The organism is Amycolatopsis sp. NPDC049688, from assembly GCF_040674975.1.
Taxonomy (GTDB): Bacteria; Actinomycetota; Actinomycetes; order Mycobacteriales; family Pseudonocardiaceae; genus Amycolatopsis.
The window spans coordinates 60,176-77,385 of record NZ_JBFANY010000012.1 but is presented as its reverse complement, the minus strand read 5'-3'; the positions used below and the strand labels follow the sequence as shown (position 1 = coordinate 77,385).

Here is a 17,210-nt window from a genome sequence, read left to right as displayed (position 1 = left end):
ACGATCGTGCACCATGCAGGCGGCAAGCCGCGCCTCGAAAACGGCCGTCCTAGACGGCCGGTACCGGATCTGCGTTGAACGGCGTGCACCACTTCGGCAAAGCCGAAAACCTCAGGACCCCTTGGCCCGCTTCGAACGGATCTTGCGCCCCCAGATCACGATGCCGAGCAGGACGACCGCGATCAGGCCCGCAACCAGCTTGTTCCTGGTCTTTTCGCTGTTCGCCTTGTCCGTCTGGGCCGGGTCGAGGACCGGGCCCGGTGGCTGGGTCTGCGCCGGGACCAGCGCGGGGGAGGCGTGCGCCACGCCCACCGTCACGGCCACCGGGCGCACCGGCGCGGCATAGGCGGGCGACGCGGTGAACAGCACCGCACCCAGCAGCCCGACCAGGACCAGACCCCGCAGTTTCGCCATGTCATCCTTTCGCCACGACCAGGCATTCTGCCCGCGGACTCCCCGCCCGTCAGCCACCGAACGCGTCGAGGATCCGCTGTGCACCGAGGGTAGCCGTCAGTTCACCGTCGCGCACCGCCCGTTCGACGTCGGGAACGACCGTTCGCACGTCCGGATGCACCGCCAGCCGACCGAGCAGCTGCTCGCGCACCATCGCCCACGTCCAGTCGACCTGCTGCTGCCGCCGCCGCGCGTCGAGTTCGCCGGACGCCGTGAGCGTCTCGCGGTGCTTCTCGATCGCGCCCCAGACCTCGTCGAGGCGCAGGTTGTGCAGGCCGCTGCAGGTCAGCACCGGCGGCGTCCACGACGCTTCGGGCCCGTAGATCATCCGCAGCGCGCCCGCCAGCTCCCGCGCCGCCCGCCGCGCATCCCGCTCGTGGTCGCCGTCGGCCTTGTTGACGGCGATGACGTCGGCGAGCTCCAGCACGCCCTTCTTGATGCCCTGGAGCTGGTCACCCGTCCGGGCCAAGGTCAGAAACAGGAAGCAGTCGACCATGTTCGCCACGGTCACTTCGGACTGTCCCACCCCGACGGTCTCGACCAGCACGACGTCGTAGCCGGCCGCCTCCATCAGCACGATCGTCTCGCGGGTGGCCCGCGCGACCCCGCCCAGCGTCCCGGACGTCGGCGACGGCCGGATGAACGCCCGTTCGTCGACCGCCAGCCGCGCCATCCGGGTCTTGTCGCCGAGGATCGACCCGCCGGTCCGCGTCGACGACGGGTCGACCGCCAGCACGGCGACGCGGTGCCCGGCCGCGGTCAGGTCGCTGCCCAGCTGGTCGATGAATGTCGACTTGCCGACACCCGGAACGCCGGTGATGCCGACGCGCTGCGCGCCACCCGCCGAGGGCAGCAGCTCCACCAGCAGCTCCTGCGCCAGCGCCCGGTGGTCCTCCCGCTGCGACTCGACCAGCGTGATCGCCTTCGACAGCGTCCCGCGGTCCCCCGCCAGGACGCCCTTGGCGTAGGCGGTGACGTCGATCTTGCGCCGCAACGCTCAGGACTCCGAGAGCTGGCCGAGCAGGTCGATCGCCGCGTCCGCGAGCACCGTGCCGGGCCCGAAGATCGCCGCCGCCCCGGCTTCCCGCAGCGCCGGGTAGTCCTGCGGCGGGATGACCCCGCCGACGACCACCATGATGTCCTCGCGGCCCAGCTCGGCGAGCTCGTGGCGCAGCGCGGGCACCAGCGACAGGTGCCCGGCGGCCAGCGACGAGACGCCGACGACGTGCACGTCCGCCTCGATCGCCTGCCGCGCCACCTCGGCCGGGGTGGAGAACAGCGGGCCGACGTCGACGTCGAAGCCCAGGTCGGCGAAGCCGGTGGCGATCACCTTCTGGCCGCGGTCGTGGCCGTCCTGGCCCATCTTCGCGACGAGGATCCGGGGACGGCGGCCCTCCTCCGCGGCGAACTCCTCGACCAGCTGACGGGCCTTCTCGACGTTCTGCGTCTTCCCCACCTCCTCGCGGTAGACACCCGAGATGGTCCGGATCTGGCCGGAGTGCCGGCCCCAGATCTTCTCGAGCGCGTCGGAGATCTCGCCGACGGTCGCCTTCGCGCGGGCCGCGTCGATGGCCAGCTCCAGCAGGTTGCCGCCCTGCTGAGCGCCCTCGGTGAGCCGCCGCAGCGCGTCTTCCGTCGCCGAAGAGTCGCGTTCGGACCGCAGCCGCCGAAGCTTCTCCAGCTGTTGGGCGCGGACGCCGGCGTTGTCGACCTTCAGCACTTCGATGTCGATGTCGTCCGTGACCTGGTACTTGTTGACGCCGATCACCGGCTGCCGCCCGGAGTCGATGCGCGCCTGGGTGCGCGCGGCGGCCTCCTCGATGCGCAGCTTGGGGATACCGGCGTCGATCGCGCGAGCCATGCCGCCGGCCTGCTCGACCTCGCTGATGTGCCCCCACGCCTTGCGCGCGAGGTCGTAGGTCAGCTTCTCGACGAACGCAGACCCGCCCCACGGGTCGATCACGCGCGTGGTGCCGGACTCCTGCTGCAGCAGCAGCTGGGTGTTGCGGGCGATCCGCGCGGAGAAGTCCGTCGGCAGCGCCAGGGCCTCGTCCAGCGCGTTGGTGTGCAGCGACTGCGTGTGCCCCTGGGTCGCGGCCATCGCCTCGACGCACGTGCGGACCACGTTGTTGTAGACGTCCTGCGCGGTCAGCGACCAGCCCGACGTCTGAGAGTGCGTACGCAGCGAAAGCGACTTCGACGACGAAGGGTTGAAGCCCTTCACGAGCTTCGCCCACAGGAGACGCGCCGCGCGCAGCTTCGCGACCTCCATGAAGAAGTTCATCCCGATCGCCCAGAAGAAGGACAGCCGCGGCGCGAACTTGTCGACGCTCAGCCCCGCGGCGACACCCGATCGGATGTACTCGACGCCGTCCGCCAGCGTGTACGCCAGTTCCAGGTCGGCGGTCGCCCCGGCTTCCTGCATGTGGTAGCCGGAGATGGAGATCGAGTTGTACTTCGGCATGTGCTGCGAAGTGAACGCGAAGATGTCGGAGATGATCCGCATCGACGGCTGCGGCGGGTAGATGTAGGTGTTGCGGACCATGAACTCCTTGAGGATGTCGTTCTGGATGGTCCCCGCGAGCTGCTCCGGCTTCACCCCCTGCTCCTCGGCCGCGACGACATACAGCGCCAGGACCGGCAGCACCGCGCCGTTCATCGTCATCGACACCGACATCTTGTCGAGCGGGATGCCGTCGAAGAGCTGCCGCATGTCGTAGATCGAGTCGATGGCCACGCCCGCCATGCCGACGTCACCCGACACGCGCGGGTGGTCGGAGTCGTAGCCGCGGTGGGTGGCCAGGTCGAAGGCGACCGAGAGGCCCTTCTGCCCGGCGGCGAGGTTGCGCCGGTAGAAGGCGTTGGACTCCTCGGCGGTGGAGAACCCGGCGTACTGGCGGATGGTCCACGGCTGGTTGACGTACATCGTCGGGTACGGCCCGCGCAGGAACGGCGCGATGCCGGGGTACGTGTGCAGGAAGTCCACATCGGACAGGTCGTCGGCCGTGTAGACGGGCTTGACGCCGATGCCCTCGGGCGTTTCCCAGGCCAGGGCGTCCGGGCCCTTGCCGGTGGCGTCCTCCACCGCGCGCGCCCAGGCGTCGCGGTCACCCGGCGACGGCGTGCCGAGGTCGAGACCGGCGAAGTTCGGGATGGTCATCGCGCAACTCCCAGCTTGGCGTGCAGGCCGTTGAGGACGTCCAGGGCGTCGCAACCGGCGAAGACGTTCGCGTCGACGCCGTCGTAGGTGCCCTTGCCGGCCAGCAGGACGTGTTCGGCCCCGAGGGACGCGGCGACGTCGGCCGCCTGTTCCTCGTACGCCGAGTCGGTGCCGCAGAGGCAGGCGATGCGGGCGCCGGACGCGCGGAACGCGCCGGGCAGGTCGTCGGTCGCGCCCGGGTTGACGGCTTCGATCCCGCCCGCCTGGAACAGGTTGGCGGCGAACCCGGCCCGCGCGGTGTGCGCGGCGACCGGCCCGAGGGTCGCGAGGAAGATCTTCGGCCGCGAACCGTGCGAAGCGAGGTACGCGTCCGAAGCGTCACGAAGGGCTTCGAAGCCTTCGGCGTACCGGTGCCGCGGCAGTCCGCCTTCCACAGTGGACGGAACCGGTTCCCGGACCACCGGCTTTTCGGCCAGGTTCGGGAACTCGCTGACGCCGGTGAGCGGGTCACGCCGGGTTGCGATCCGCGACGACCGCTTCTCCCACGTCGCCGCCAGCCGGGCCGCCAGCTCACCGGAGGCCAGCGAAGCCACCAGTCCACCTTCGCCTTCGATGGCGGTGAACTCGGCCCAGGCCGCGTGCGCGAGGTCGTCGGTGAGCTTCTCGACGTACCAGGAGCCGCCCGCCGGGTCGGCCACGCCGGCCAGCTTGGACTCCTCCAGCAGCACGGCGTGGGTGTTGCGGGCGATCCGCGCGGAGAAGGCGTCGGGCTTGCCGATGGCCGCGTCAAAGGGCAGCACGGTGACCGCGTCCGCGCCGCCGACCCCCGCGCCGAAGCAGGCCACGGTCGTGCGCAGCATGTTCACCCAGGGATCGCGCCGGGTCAGCATGGCCGGCGACGTCACGGCGTGCTGGCGCATCGGCGAGGTGAAGCCGCACACTTCGGCGACGCGGGCCCAGAGGCGACGCGCCGCACGCAGCTTCGCGATGGTGGAGAACTGGTCGGCGGTCGCGGCCAGCCGGAACTCCAGCTGCCCGGCCGCGGCCTCGACGTCGAGCCCCGCGTCCGTCAGCGCACGCAGGTAGGTGACGCCGGCGGCGACCAGCGCCCCCAGCTCCTGCGCGTCCGACCCGCCGGCTTCGTGGAACGGGAGGCCGTCGGCGACGATCGTCCGCACTTTCGGGTACTTCCCGGCGACACGCGCGGCAAGCGCGGCCGCCGGTTCCAGCGCCACGGCGGAGCCGGACCGGGCCGCCAGCCCGATCGGGTCGGCGCCCAGCACGGCGGTGGCTTCGCTCGCCGGGATCTCGCGCTCGCCGAACAGCTCGAACAACGCGTCGGCCGCAGCCTCGTACTGAGCGCCGGCGTCCAGCACGACGGGCGCCAGGTCGAGGTAGACCTCGTTCAGCGCGTCGGCCAGGGCCGCGGGCGGCACCGACAGCCAGAGGGACGTCACGCCGCCCTCGAGGTCGGCCAGGATCGCCTTGTTGACCTCTCGCGCATCCGGGCCGGCGAACCGGGCCCGGACGTCCCAGCCGGTGCCGACCCGGCCGTCCGGCCGGGCGCCGCGCACGTACGGCGGCAGCCCGGGGAAGCCGATGTCCCCGGGGACGTCCTCCGCCGTGTACAGCGGCTGGATTTCGATCCCGTCGTAGGTCCGCGTGACGAGCTTGCTCTCCGGGGCGCCCGCGAAGTCCTCCGGCAGCTTCCCGCTCTTGCGCAGCACGCCCGCGACCAGCTCTTGCCACTGCTCGCGCGTCGCCTGGGGGAACTCGGCCGCGAGGTCGAGTTCGGAGATCGGCACTGACTCCGGACCGGCCACTTCAGTCATAACCTGTGATGGTAGAGGCACTCGCCGCGCCCGACCTGTGAGTCTGGTCGCGCTAGGGGCAGGGTTAGGGGCGCGAACGCGCACGCTGCGTCGAGACTGTCGGTCCCGTACGCCACAATTGGCGCGTGCCCCCCTCCAGCGAAGAGACACGAGTGGTCGCCGGTCGCTACCGGCTGCGTTCGGTGCTCGGCTCCGGGTCGATGGGCACCGTCTGGTCGGCCTACGACGAGTTCCTCCACCGGCAGGTGGCCGTCAAGGAGATGAAGGTGCCGCCGGGGATCCCGGCGTCGCAGGCGGACGAGCTGCGGGAGCGCACGCTGCGCGAGGCCCGCGCGATCGCCGTCCTCTCCCACCCCAACGTGATCATCCTGCACGACGTCGCCCGCGAGGACGACCAGCCGTTCGTGGTGATGGAGCTGCTGCCCTCGCGCAGCCTGGCGCACATCCTGCGCGACCACGGGCCGCTGACCGTCGGGCAGGCCGCCGCGGTCGGCATCGCGGTGGCCTCGGCGCTGGAGGCCGCGCACGCCGCCGGCATCACCCACCGTGACGTCAAGCCGGGCAACGTCCTGGTGGCCAGCGACGGCCGGATCAAGCTGACCGACTTCGGCATCGCCCGCAACGTCTCCGAGGCGACCATGACCCGCACCGGGATCATGCTCGGCTCCCCCGCCTACATCGCGCCGGAGGTGGCCTCCGGCGGCCCGGTCACGCCGGCCGCGGACCTGTGGGGCCTCGGCGCGACGCTGTTCGCCGCGGTCGAGGGCGCGCCGCCGTACGACGCCGACGGCGACCCGCTGGAAACGGTCGGCAAGGTCGTCAACGGGAAGGTGCCCAAGCCGAAGGCCGGCCCGCTCGCCGACGTCATCAGCGCCCTGATGACGAAGGAGCCGGGCCGCCGGATCACGCTGCGCGACGTCCGGCACCGGCTGTACCCGCTGCAGACGAAGACCCCGCTCGACCTGTTCGGCCCCGAGCTGTTCCACACCCCGGACGGGAAGAAGACGTCCGCGCAGCCGGACGCGACCGACACGCAGGTGATCAAGACCGTCCTGCCCGACAAGGCGAAGGCGGAGAAGCAGGCCGAGGCGTCGAGCAGCGAGCTCGCCACCGACCCCGGCCCGCTGCCGTTCCTCCGCCCGCCGGGGCCGGCTCCCGCGCCGCCCCCGGCCACGGACCCGCCGACGCTGTTCGTCCCGCCGCCGCGGGTGGGGCGCCGCAGCGCCACGGCCACCGCGGTGCTCGTCGCGGTGGCGATCCTGCTCTTCCTGCTCGCCGCCGGCGGCGGGTTCGCGCTGGCCAGGACGGTCGGCGGCCAGTCACTGTTCCCGCCGGCCGCCGTGCCGCGGAGCACGCCGAACGGCCCCACCGACGTACCGCCGCCGTCGCTGGTGCAGCAGTCCGGCGACGCGAGCTACGTGACCGGCAACGGCGGCCAGTTCGGGCTCGGCGTGCCGCAGGGGTGGCAGAAGTTCGTCGCCCCGCACACGACCACGAAGTTCGGGGCGAGCACGGCCGTCCAGTACGTCTCGCCGGACGGCCGCCGGTCGCTGCGGGTGGAACGGCTGGTGAAGTACTTCGCCCAGTTCCCCGACGACGGCGAGTACATCACCTGGCTGAAGCAGTCCTACCCGCCCAACGCGTTCGCCCTCTTCGGGCCGTCGCCCCTGCCGGACGGGAAGGGCTCGACGCTGACCTACCGCCTCGCCGAGGGCGGCGCGCTGCCCGCCGGTGACGGACGCGGCGGCACCCGGGTGACGTTCATGAACCTGATCCAGGCGGGCACGAGCCTGTGGCTCCTCTCGGTGACCGTGCCCGCCGAACAGGAGAGCTCGGGCCAGGAGGTCTTCGACCGCGTCGCCAAGACGCTCAGCGTTTCGGACTAGCGCCGCCGAGGACCTCGCGGGACACCTGCTCCTGGGCGAGGTGGCGCAGCCCGGCGAAGATCCGGTCGCCGAGCACCGTGGCGACCACGCCCGCCTCGATGATGTTGTCCACCGACGTCAGGCCGGCCACCACCCCGACGTCGACTTCGGCGACGCGCACCGCCAGCCGGGCGTACTCGCCGAGCCGTTCGGTCAGCTTGTCCTGCCCGAGCTCCTTCGCCGTGGCCAGCGCGGCGACGAGGTTGTCGATCGTGGCGCCCCGGGGTTCGTGCCACTTCCAGCCGTTCTCCCGGACGACGTCCTGGAGCAGCGCGGACGCCCATTCCGCGGCCTCCTCGGACACCTTCGGCGGCGGTCCGGCCAGCTCCTCCTGGACGACCCCCATCGTCCGGTGCGGGGTCTCGTCGCCGTCGATCGCGGTCAGCACGGCGCCGACCGAGGCCAGTGGCAGCCCGCCGACGTCGGTGAGCGCCCTGATCAGCCGCAGGCGCTGGACGTGCGCCGGGGAGTACCGCGCCTGGTTCGGGCTGGTGCGCTCGCCGGGCGGGAGCAGGCCCTCGCGCAGGTAGTACTTGACGGTCGCGACCGGCACCCCCGACTCGGCGCTCAGTTCGGCCATCCGCATGCGCATCCGCTCCTGATCCCGGGGTCGGTCTCCGGGTCAACCCTGAAGACATCTCAGAATGGATAGCTTAACTTCCCATAACGGAGAGCTTGACTATCCATTCTGGGAGGGAACCATGACCATCCTCGCCGATCTCCGGAGCAGAACGCACGGGTGGCACCGGCCGTCCGCGGTCGCGGCCGCCGCACTGGGGGTGGTGGCCCTGCTGGGGCTCGCCGCCATGCTCGTCGACCAGCGGACCCTGGCGGGCGCGCCGATCTGGGCCAAGCCGGTCAAGTTCGCCGTGTCCGGCGCGCTCTACTTCGCCACCTGGAGCTGGCTCGTCTCGCTGCTGCCGCGGTTCCGGCGCACGGCGGGCCTGCTGACGAACTTCCTCGTCCTGATCTTCGCCGCCGAGTACGTTCTCCTGGTGTTCCAGGCCGCCCGTGGCCACGCCAGCCACTTCAACAACGCGACCCCGCAGGACGCCCTGATCTACGACGTCATGGGCAAGATGATCATGGCCTTGTGGGTGGCGACGCTGGTGCTGACGGTGCTGGTGATGTTCACGAAGGTGCCCGACCGGGCGAGCTTCTGGGCCGTGCGCGCCGGCGCCGTGCTGTCGCTGGCGGGGATCTCGCTGGGCATCCTGATGACGTCGCCGACCGCCCGGCAGCTCGCGCAGTGGAAGACCGGCCACGCGCCTGCCATGGTCGGCGCGCACACCGTCGGCCTCGAGGACGGCGGCCCGGGCCTGCCCCTGCTCGGCTGGAGCACGGTGGCCGGCGACCTGCGGATCCCGCACTTCGTCGGGATGCACGCGCTGCAGGCCCTGCCGCTGCTCGCCATCGCGCTGGCGGCGCTGGCCTCGCGCTTCCCGCGGCTGCGGGACGACGTCGTCCGCGCGCGGCTCGTCCTGGTCGGTGCGGCCGGGTACACGGGCCTGACCGCGCTGGTGACGTGGCAGGCGCTGCGGGCGCAGTCGATCGTGCACCCGGACGCGGCGACGCTGGGGGCGTTCGCGCTGCTCGTCGCGGCCGTCGGGCTGGGCGCGCTGGCCGTCGTCCGCGCGCCGGAGCGGACGGCGGTCCGATGACGCTGTTCTCCCTGGCGTTTCCGCTGGCCGCCCCATTCTGGGCGCTGATGATCCTGGCTCCGAAGTGGCGGTGGACCGAGCGGATCATGAACTCGCCGTGGGTGCCGCTGTTGCCGCTGGTGTGCTACTTCGCGCTGGTGATGCCGCACTTCGGCGAGTGGGAACGGGCGATGCTGCAGCCAGACCTCGGCGTCCTGCAGACGCTGCTGGCCACGCCGTGGGGCGCCGGGCTCGTCTGGGCGCACCTGATCGCGTTCGACCTGTTCATCGCGCGGTGGATGTACTTCGAAGGCCGGGCGCGCGGGATCTCGCCGTGGATCGTCAGCCCGATCCTGCTGGTGACGATCTTCCTCTCGCCGTTCGGGCTGGTCGCGTTCCTCGTGGTGAGAGCCGTCCGGATACGCTCGCTCGCATGAGTGAACAAGAAGCCGCGAGCGCCATCGCCAAGCGCACCGGCGTCGACGCGCACGACATCGCGGTGGTCCTGGGCTCGGGCTGGCGCCCGGCGGCGGACGTCATCGGGGAGTGCGAGACGGAGATCCCGTTCGCCGAACTGCCCGGCTTCACCACGCCCGGCGCGGTGGGCCACGGCGGCACCATCCGCTCGCTGAAGATCGGCGACAAGAACGTCCTGGTCATGCTCGGGCGGACGCACTTCTACGAGGGCAAGGGCATCGACCCGGTGGTGCACAACGTGCGCACCGCGGCGGCGGCCGGCGTCCGGACGGTGCTGCTGACGAACGCGGCGGGCGGGCTGCGCGAGGGCTTCCGCGTCGGCCAGCCGGTGCTGATCGCGGACCACCTGAACCTGACCGCGCGCTCCCCGATCGTCGGCGCGAACTTCGTCGACCTGACGGACCTGTACTCGAAGCGGCTGCGGGACATCGCCCGCGAAATCGACCCGTCGCTCGAAGAGGGCGTCTACGCGGGCCTGACCGGGCCGCACTTCGAGACGCCGGCGGAGATCCGGATGCTGCGCACGCTGGGCGCGGACCTGGTCGGCATGTCGACGGTCCTGGAGGCGATCGCCGCCCGCGCGGCCGGCGTCGAGGTCTTCGGCCTGTCCCTGGTGACGAACCTGGCCGCCGGCATGACCGGCGAACCGCTGAACCACCAGGAAGTCCTGGAAGCAGGCCGCGCGGCCGCCACCCAGATGGGTTCCCTGCTGCGCGAACTCGTCACCCGCGCCTGACCCCGTGTCGTCCCCTCAATCACGCGTGTCGACCCTTCAATCACGCGTGTCGACCTTTCGCGCCCCGGGCGGGGTGCGGAAAACGTCGACACGCGTGATCAGGAGGTCGACACGCGTGATCAGAGGGTCGACACGATCTCAGACCAGGGTGGGGAGTTCGGCCGCCACCTCGGCCGGGGAGGGCATGGCCGCGACTTCTGCGGCCAGGGCGTGGGCCGCGTCGCGGACCGAGGTGTCCGTGAGCAGGTGACGCGCCTTGGTGGCGACGGACTCGGCCGTGACCTCGGTGCCGAGCAGGCGGTCGCCGACGCCGGCAGCCACCACCGCGTCCGCGTTGGTGAACTGGTCCGCGCCCTGCGGCATCAGCAGCTGGGGCAGGCCCGCGCCGAACGCGCCGAGCGTCGTGCCGCTGCCGCCGTGGTGGACCACCAGGTCGACGTGCGGGAGCAGGGCCGCCTGCGGGACCCACGCCTCGAGCCGGACGTTCTCCGGGACCTCGCCCAGCGCGTCTTCCGGCAGCGACGGGCCGGTGGCGACCAGGACGTCGACGTCCAAACCGGACAGACCGGTGATCGCCTCGGTGAGCACGCCCGCGTGCCCCATCGCCGTGCCCAGCGTCAGGTAGACCAGCGGACGCCGCTTGTCCAGCACGCCCGGCGGCAGCTCGCCCGGCTCGCTCCAGCCGACCGGGCGCAGCGGCACCCGGCGGGTGCGCGCGAGGAAATCCGGGTCCTGCACCGATTCCGGGCAGATGTCGACGAACGGGCCGCCGAACGCCAGGTCCTCGCCGATCTCGATGCCCAGCTCGGCGCCGTGCGAGCGGATCGCGTCCCGGATCTTCGTGGTCATCGGGTCGCCGGTCGACACGCGGCCGAAGCCGTGCGCCACCACCGGGATGCCCGCCTTCATCGCGGCGAACGCGCCGCCCGAGTTACCCGCCTCGCTGACCACCAGGTCGGGCCGGACGTGCTCGAACAGCGGCAGCAGGTCGGCGAGGAACCGCTTGGGCATCAGCTCGCCGAACACCTTCGCGACGATCGGGAACAACACCTCCCGCGGGACTTCGCCGGGCGGACGCCGCGGGCCGGGCGGCCCCGATTCGGCGAACGCCTGGCCGAACGCGTCCTTGATGGCGAGCCCGGCGGCCGCCGTCTCGAGCCCGGCTTTGGTCAGCTGCGGCAGGAAGTCTTCCGAGGTGGCGAAGGTGACGTCGTGGCCCGCCTCGCGCGCGGCGACCGCCAGCGGGACGAGCGGGAAGGTGTGGCCGAAGGACCCCAGTGAGGTGAAGAGTAAGCGCACCTACCCGACCATAGCCCGTAGGCTGGCCCGGTGACGACCGATTCCACCCTGCGCGACACCGCTTTCCGCTGGATCGCCGACGACCCGGACGAACGCACCCGCGCCGAACTGCAGGCCGTGCTGGCGAAGGCGCTGGGCGGCGAACCCGGAGCCGCCGAAGACCTCGCCGACCGGATGGCCGGGCCACTGGAGTTCGGCACCGCCGGGCTGCGCGGCCCGGTGCGCGCCGGGCCGAACGGGATGAACGTCGCCGTCGTCACCCGCACCACCGCCGGGGTGGCGGACTGGCTGACGACGCACGGGCACGCGGGCGCGCTGGTCGTCGTCGGGCGTGACGCGCGACACGGTTCGGAAGCCTTCGCGACCGCGGCCGCGGAGGTCCTGACGGCGGCCGGGTTCGACGTCAAGGTGTTCCCCCGGCCGCTGCCGACGCCGGTGCTCGCCTTCGCCGTCGGGCGGCTCGGTGCGGTCGCCGGCATCCAGATCACCGCATCGCACAACCCGCCGGCGGACAACGGTTACAAGCTTTACGACGCCACGGGCGGGCAGATCGTGCCGCCGTCCGACGGCGAGATCGAGCGCGCCATCCAGGCCGCGCCCGACGCGGTGAGCGTGCCGCGCGCGCCCGGCGCCGAGGTCGTCGACCTGCTGGACCGCTACCTCGACGAGGTCGCGACGCTGCCGCTGGGCCCCGAACGCGCGGTGCGGGTGGCCGCGACGGCGTTGCACGGTGTCGGCGCCGGCACGCTGCGCGCGGCGTTCGAGCGGGCCGGGTTCACCGACCTGCACCTGGTGGACGCGCAGGAAACGCCGGACCCCGACTTCCCGACGGTGTCGTTCCCGAACCCGGAAGAGCCGGGCGCGACGGATCTGCTGCTCGAACTGGCGTCCGAAGTGGACGCCGACCTGGCGATCGCCCTCGACCCGGACGCCGACCGGTGCGCGCTGGGCGTCCGCGAGCGGAACGGCGAATGGCGGATGCTGCGCGGCGACGAGACCGGCGTGCTGCTCGGCTCGTACGTCCTGTCCACAGTGGACCGCACGGTGCTGCCGGACCCGCTGGTGGCGACCACGATCGTGTCGTCGTCGATGCTCGGCGAAATCGCCAAGGCCGAAGGCGCCCGCTACGCCGAGACGCTGACCGGCTTCAAGTGGCTGGTCCGCGCCGGTGAGGGGCTCGTGTTCGCCTACGAAGAAGCGCTCGGGCTCTGCGTGAACCCGGGTTTCGTGCGTGACAAGGACGGCATCGCCGCCGCGACGCTGGCCGCGGGGCTGGCCGCGCAGCTGAAGGCGCAGGGCCGCACGCCGCTGGACGTGCTCGACGAGCTGGCGGAGCGCCACGGCGTCCACCTGACCGACCAGGTTTCGCTGCGGGTCACCGATCTCGCCGTCCGCGGGCAGCTGATGGCGAAGGTGCGGGCGACGCCGCCGGCACGCCTCGGCGGCGTCGAGGTCACCCTCGAAGACCTGCTGCCGGACGCCGATGTCGTGCGCCTGACCGGCGACGGCGTGCGCGTGGTCGTGCGGCCGTCCGGGACCGAGCCGAAGCTGAAGGCGTACCTGCAGGTGGTGGCCGGCGCGCGCGACGCGGCGCAGGAGCGGCTCACGGCGTTGCGGGCGGACGTCGAGGAGCTGCTCGCCTGATGCCAAGGTTGTTGATCGTGCACCACACGCCGTCGCCGTCGACGCAGGCGTTGTTCGAGGCGGTGGTGGCGGGCGCGACGCACCCGGACATCGAAGGGGTGGAGGTGGTCCGTCGCGCGGCGTTGGCGGCCACCGTCCCCGACGTCCTGGAGGCGGACGGTTACCTGCTGGGCACGCCGGCGAACCTGGGCAGCATGAGCGGCGCGGTGAAACACTTCTTCGACACGATCTACTACCCGTGTCTGGACGCGACGCGCGGTCGCTCGTTCGGGTACTGGATTCACGGCAACAGTGACACTTCGGGCACAGAACGCCAGCTGCTCGCCATCACCACCGGCTTGTCCTGGACCAAAGCGGCGCCCCCTGTCATCACAACAGGGGAACCGGACAAAGCGACGCTGGAAGCGTGCACGGACCTGGGGGCGACGCTGGCCGCCTCCCTGATGTCCGGAAATTAAAGGGGCCTGTCACCGGAAGCCCTGGGGGTCGACCTCCGGCGACAGGCCGTGGCCAAGGGTTCGCACGAGGGCGATCAACCTTGGCCCCCAAAGCGTACTACAGACGGCCGATCATGACGAGTCGAAGGCGCGACGACCTCTCGCCTTGACCGTTCCGTGCACCCCCAGGGCACGGACCCGCAAGGCGAGAGGCGAGCCAACTGTAAACCACTGCATACGATGGCTGTCAACAAGTGCGTACAGTGGTTTGCGGTTAGAATTTTCGCGGCTGAATTCCCAGGGGGTGGAGATGGCACGGGAACGCACCTTCGCGGAGCGCCTGAGCGCCCTGATCGAGGCCGCCCGCGTGGACGGCCGTGCGCCGCACAGCTACCGGGAGATCTCCGCCGCCGTCGAGCGCGCGGGCGGCCCGGCGATGTCGCCCGCGTACCTGCAGCAGCTCGCCACGGGCAAGCGGGTCAACCCGAAGATCCACTACGTCGAAGCGCTGGCGAAGCTGTTCGGCGTGCCGGTGACGTACTTCTTCGACGAAGAGGCGGCCGCGGTTCCCGCGGGCGAGGCCCAGCTGATGGCGATGCGGGCGCAGGAACTGTCCCCGCAGGGCCGGCGGCAGGTGATGGACCTGCTGGAGCTCGTCGAACGCTACGAGCGGGCCGAGCGCGAAGGCCGGAACCCGGAAGAACCGGCGCGATGAAGGAGCGCGAGCTGCGCCGCCGCTGCCGGAAACTGCTCAAGGACCTCGACATCGGGCCGCCACTGGACGTCGAGGTGCTGTGCGCGCGGCTCGGCGAGCGGCGCGGGAAGCCGATCCGGCTGCTGGCGTACCCGCTGGAGGTGCCCGGCCCGTTCGGCTGCTGGATCGCGACGACGTCCGCGGACTACATCTTCTACCAGGCCGAAACGACGAAACCGCACCAGGACCACATCATCCTGCACGAGCTCGGCCACATGCTGGCCGACCACCACCCGCACGGCGACGCCGAGCCGGCGGACTTCCTGCGCGGGCCGGCGACGGATCTTGACCCGGATGCCGTACACCGCGCCCTGCGCCGTTCGTCCTACGATGACGCGCACGAGTGGGAAGCCGAGACCGTCGCGACCATCATCCTCGAGTGGGCGTCGGTCCTGAACTACACGATCCCGCGGCGCGCTGCGGACCGGGATCTCCGCCGGATCCAGGGGGCGCTCGGCGATCACCAAGGGTGGTTGTGAGCACACTTTTCAGCCCTGTGAACCTTGTTGCACTGGTGCTGTTCGCCGCTGCTTTGGCGTGGCGGATCTACCAGGTGACGCGCGCACCGACCGTGCCGAACTGGGCCGTCACCGCGTGCGTGGCCGGCTTCGCGGCGGCGTTCCTGCTGCAGCAGACCGTGATCTCCGACGAGGTGGACGCGCTGCTCGGCCGCGGTGCGGCACGGGTGGCGAACAACGCCCTGCTGGCGTGCGGCATCTGCGCGCTGCTGATCTTCTTCCTCGGCTCGGCGCTGGGCCCGCGGCGCATCCGCCGGGTGACCCTGGAGCTGGTGCCGCTGGCCGCGGCGATCGCGCTGATGATCGTCACGATGAGCGTGACCCCGCCGGAGCTGCGCGGCCTGCCGCTGGGGCCGTCGACGATCCACGACAGCGGGGTCGCGGTGTTCTACCTCGGCGCCGGGCTCTACCTGATCTACGGTCTCATCGCCTGCACGGCCTGGATCGTGCGGTATCAGCGGGTTGCCGACCGGAATCTGCGGATCGGGCTGCGGCTGAGCGCGATCGGCATGGCCAGCGCGGCCGCCGGCAGCATCTTCCGCGCGCTGTACATCGTGGTCGCGTGGGCGTTCGGGCCGGTCGTCAAGATCCTGCTGCTGCTGGGGGTGCCGTTCGTCATCGTCGGCGGGATGCTGTTCCTCGCCGGCGTCACCTACCCCGGGCTGCGGGCGCGGGTTTCGGCGTTGCGGCGCCGCCGCCAGCACCGGCGGGAACACCGGGCGCTCGCTCCCTTGTGGACGGTCCTGGTCCGGGCGTTCCCCAGCATCGTGCTGCGGACGCCGCCGCGGCGCGGCGACCGGCTGTCCCCGCGCGGCGTCCACCGCGGGCACTACCGCCGGGTGATCGAGATCCGGGACGGGCTGGTGCAGCTGTCGCCGTACCTGGACGCGGACTTCGGCGAGGTCGTCGCCACCGATCCCGCGGCCGCGGCGGCCGCGTTGAAGGCGGCGCTCGCGCGGCACGCGGCGGGCGAGGCCAGCGACGGCCGCGCGAAACAGGTCCTCCCCGCCGGGGCGGACGACCTCGAATCCGACGTCCGGCCGCTGCTCGCGCTGTCGGCCGCGATGGAACACGGGACGTGACGTGGACACCTTGATCACCGCCGGCCGGGTGCTGCCCCGGCCTTCGATCCCCGTCGAGGACGGTGCCGTGCTGGTGCGCGACGGCGTGATCGTCGCGGCCGGCCCGCGCGCGGACGTCGTCGCGCAGGCCGCGCCGGACGCGACCCGGCACGACTTCCCCACCGGGACCGCGCTGGCCGGCCTGTGCAACGTCCACGTGCACCTGGCGTTCGACGCTTCGCGCGAGATGCTGGCCCACTTCACCGAAAGCGAAGACCTGCTGGACGGCGCCCGCGCGCGGCTCACGGCCATGCTGCGCAGCGGCGTCACGACCGTCCGGGACCTCGGCGACCGCGGGCACCTCGGCGCGGCCGTCCGGCGTTCGTTCGAAGGTTCCGCGGCACCGCGGCTGCTCGTGTCCGGGCCGCCGATCACCTTGCCGGGCGGGCATTGCCACTTTTTCGGCGGTGAAACGGCTTCGGACGGCGAAATCCGCGCCCTGATCGACGCGAACGCGGCCGCGGGCGCCGACGTGATCAAGGTGATGGCCAGCGGCGGCCAGATCACCGAGGGCGGCGCCGACATGTGGGAGTCGCAGTTCGACACCCGGCAGCTGTCGCTGATCGTTGCGCACGCGGCGTCGCACGGGCTGCCGGTCGCCGCGCACGCGCACGGCGCCGACGCGATCGAAGCCGCGGTCGACGCCGGGGTGTCGACGGTCGAGCACTGCAGCTTCCTGACCGGACCGAAGTCGTTCGACCGCCGGGAGCACGTGGCCAAGCGGATGGCGGCCGACGGGATTTCGGCGTGCTCGACGAGCAGCCGCAACTGGCGGGTGATCGTCGAGAAGCTCGGCGACGACGTCGCCCAGGCGATGTACGGGCGGCTTCCGTGGCTGGAGGAGCACGGCGTCCGGCTGCTGTCCGGGACCGACGCGGGCCTGCCCGGTTCGGTGTTCGACGACCCCGTGGGCGCGCTGGAGCTGTACGAATGGCTCGGCTTCCCGCGGCGCCGGATCCTGGAGATCGCGACCGAGGACAGCGCGGCCGGGCTCGGGCTGGGTGCCGTCACCGGGCGGCTCGAAGCCGGGCTCGCGGCGGACGTCCTGGTCGTCGAAGGCGACCCCCTCGCGTCTCTGGCCGCGCTGCGCAACCCCCTGCTGGTACTCGCCCAGGGCCGTCCCGCCTAGGTCCCCGATCGGGGAATGCCCGCTTTGGTGACAGCGTTTTAAAACAGTGTTACTGTTACGCCACCCGCTCTCGAAGGAGTCCCCG

16 protein-coding genes are annotated in these 17,210 nt (G+C 71.8%); 10 read left to right on the top strand and 6 right to left on the bottom strand.

What is annotated here, in order from left to right; all coding sequences use genetic code 11:
- Positions 1 to 111: 111 nt before the first annotated feature.
- The 4 genes from AB0J55_RS31445 to AB0J55_RS31430 are packed head-to-tail and all read right to left on the bottom strand — an operon-like array spanning position 112 to position 5,445.
- Positions 112 to 414, bottom strand: a complete 303-nt coding sequence (locus AB0J55_RS31445; RefSeq protein ID WP_364256537.1) for a hypothetical protein — start codon at positions 412 to 414, stop codon at positions 112 to 114.
- Between the two features lie 49 nt (positions 415 to 463).
- Complete coding sequence (gene meaB, locus AB0J55_RS31440; RefSeq protein ID WP_364256534.1) at positions 464 to 1,447, bottom strand: methylmalonyl Co-A mutase-associated GTPase MeaB; 984 nt, start codon at positions 1,445 to 1,447, stop codon at positions 464 to 466.
- Between the two features lie 3 nt (positions 1,448 to 1,450).
- The gene (scpA, locus tag AB0J55_RS31435) at positions 1,451 to 3,613 is read right to left on the bottom strand and encodes a methylmalonyl-CoA mutase (protein WP_364256531.1); all 2,163 of its coding nucleotides are present in this window, start codon (positions 3,611 to 3,613) and stop codon (positions 1,451 to 1,453) included.
- Complete coding sequence (locus AB0J55_RS31430) at positions 3,610 to 5,445, bottom strand: methylmalonyl-CoA mutase family protein (RefSeq protein ID WP_364256528.1); 1,836 nt, start codon at positions 5,443 to 5,445, stop codon at positions 3,610 to 3,612. Before AB0J55_RS31430 ends, scpA begins: the two co-directional genes overlap by 4 nt.
- Positions 5,446 to 5,597: 152 nt before the next feature.
- Here AB0J55_RS31430 and AB0J55_RS31425 point away from each other — a divergent pair, with 152 nt between their 5' ends.
- Complete coding sequence (locus AB0J55_RS31425; RefSeq protein WP_364257057.1) at positions 5,598 to 7,331, top strand: serine/threonine-protein kinase; 1,734 nt, start codon at positions 5,598 to 5,600, stop codon at positions 7,329 to 7,331.
- Here AB0J55_RS31425 and AB0J55_RS31420 read toward each other — a convergent pair.
- Complete coding sequence (locus AB0J55_RS31420) at positions 7,315 to 7,956, bottom strand: MerR family transcriptional regulator (protein WP_364256525.1); 642 nt, start codon at positions 7,954 to 7,956, stop codon at positions 7,315 to 7,317. The genes AB0J55_RS31425 and AB0J55_RS31420 overlap by 17 nt on opposite strands.
- A 115-nt stretch (positions 7,957 to 8,071) precedes the next feature.
- Between AB0J55_RS31420 and AB0J55_RS31415 the strand changes: the two genes are divergently transcribed.
- From AB0J55_RS31415 to AB0J55_RS31405, 3 genes are read left to right on the top strand one after another with little or no spacing between them, the layout of a single operon-like run.
- Positions 8,072 to 9,031 (top strand): hypothetical protein, encoded by a 960-nt coding sequence (locus tag AB0J55_RS31415; protein ID WP_364256522.1) that lies wholly within the window; start codon positions 8,072 to 8,074, stop codon positions 9,029 to 9,031.
- Positions 9,028 to 9,447 carry an ABA4-like family protein gene (locus AB0J55_RS31410; protein WP_364256519.1) on the top strand — a complete coding sequence of 140 codons (420 nt, stop codon included), beginning with the start codon at positions 9,028 to 9,030 and terminating at the stop codon, positions 9,445 to 9,447. Before AB0J55_RS31415 ends, AB0J55_RS31410 begins: the two co-directional genes overlap by 4 nt.
- Complete coding sequence (locus AB0J55_RS31405) at positions 9,444 to 10,223, top strand: purine-nucleoside phosphorylase (RefSeq protein ID WP_364256516.1); 780 nt, start codon at positions 9,444 to 9,446, stop codon at positions 10,221 to 10,223. The genes AB0J55_RS31410 and AB0J55_RS31405 overlap by 4 nt, the downstream gene beginning before the upstream one ends.
- A 138-nt stretch (positions 10,224 to 10,361) precedes the next feature.
- Here AB0J55_RS31405 and AB0J55_RS31400 read toward each other — a convergent pair whose 3' ends face one another.
- Positions 10,362 to 11,522, bottom strand: a complete 1,161-nt coding sequence (locus AB0J55_RS31400; protein WP_364256513.1) for a glycosyltransferase — start codon at positions 11,520 to 11,522, stop codon at positions 10,362 to 10,364.
- Positions 11,523 to 11,552: 30 nt separating this feature from the next.
- Between AB0J55_RS31400 and AB0J55_RS31395 the strand changes: the two genes are divergently transcribed.
- The 6 genes from AB0J55_RS31395 (at position 11,553) to AB0J55_RS31370 (ending at position 17,125) form a co-directional block, all read left to right on the top strand.
- Positions 11,553 to 13,166 carry a phospho-sugar mutase gene (locus tag AB0J55_RS31395; protein WP_364256510.1) on the top strand — a complete coding sequence of 538 codons (1,614 nt, stop codon included), beginning with the start codon at positions 11,553 to 11,555 and terminating at the stop codon, positions 13,164 to 13,166.
- Positions 13,166 to 13,624, top strand: coding sequence for a flavodoxin family protein (locus AB0J55_RS31390; RefSeq protein ID WP_364256507.1), 459 nt, complete (start codon positions 13,166 to 13,168; stop codon positions 13,622 to 13,624). Before AB0J55_RS31395 ends, AB0J55_RS31390 begins: the two co-directional genes overlap by 1 nt.
- 289 nt (positions 13,625 to 13,913) lie before the next feature.
- Positions 13,914 to 14,318, top strand: a complete 405-nt coding sequence (locus AB0J55_RS31385; protein ID WP_364256504.1) for an XRE family transcriptional regulator — start codon at positions 13,914 to 13,916, stop codon at positions 14,316 to 14,318.
- A complete protein-coding gene (locus AB0J55_RS31380) occupies positions 14,315 to 14,836 on the top strand; it encodes a hypothetical protein (protein WP_364256502.1) in 522 nt (173 codons plus the stop codon). Before AB0J55_RS31385 ends, AB0J55_RS31380 begins: the two co-directional genes overlap by 4 nt.
- Entirely contained in the window at positions 14,833 to 15,957 is a 1,125-nt protein-coding gene (locus AB0J55_RS31375) for an MAB_1171c family putative transporter (protein WP_364256499.1), read from the top strand. The genes AB0J55_RS31380 and AB0J55_RS31375 overlap by 4 nt, the downstream gene beginning before the upstream one ends.
- A gap of 1 nt (position 15,958) precedes the next feature.
- A complete protein-coding gene (locus AB0J55_RS31370) occupies positions 15,959 to 17,125 on the top strand; it encodes an amidohydrolase family protein (protein ID WP_364256496.1) in 1,167 nt (388 codons plus the stop codon).
- Positions 17,126 to 17,210: the final 85 nt, after the last annotated feature.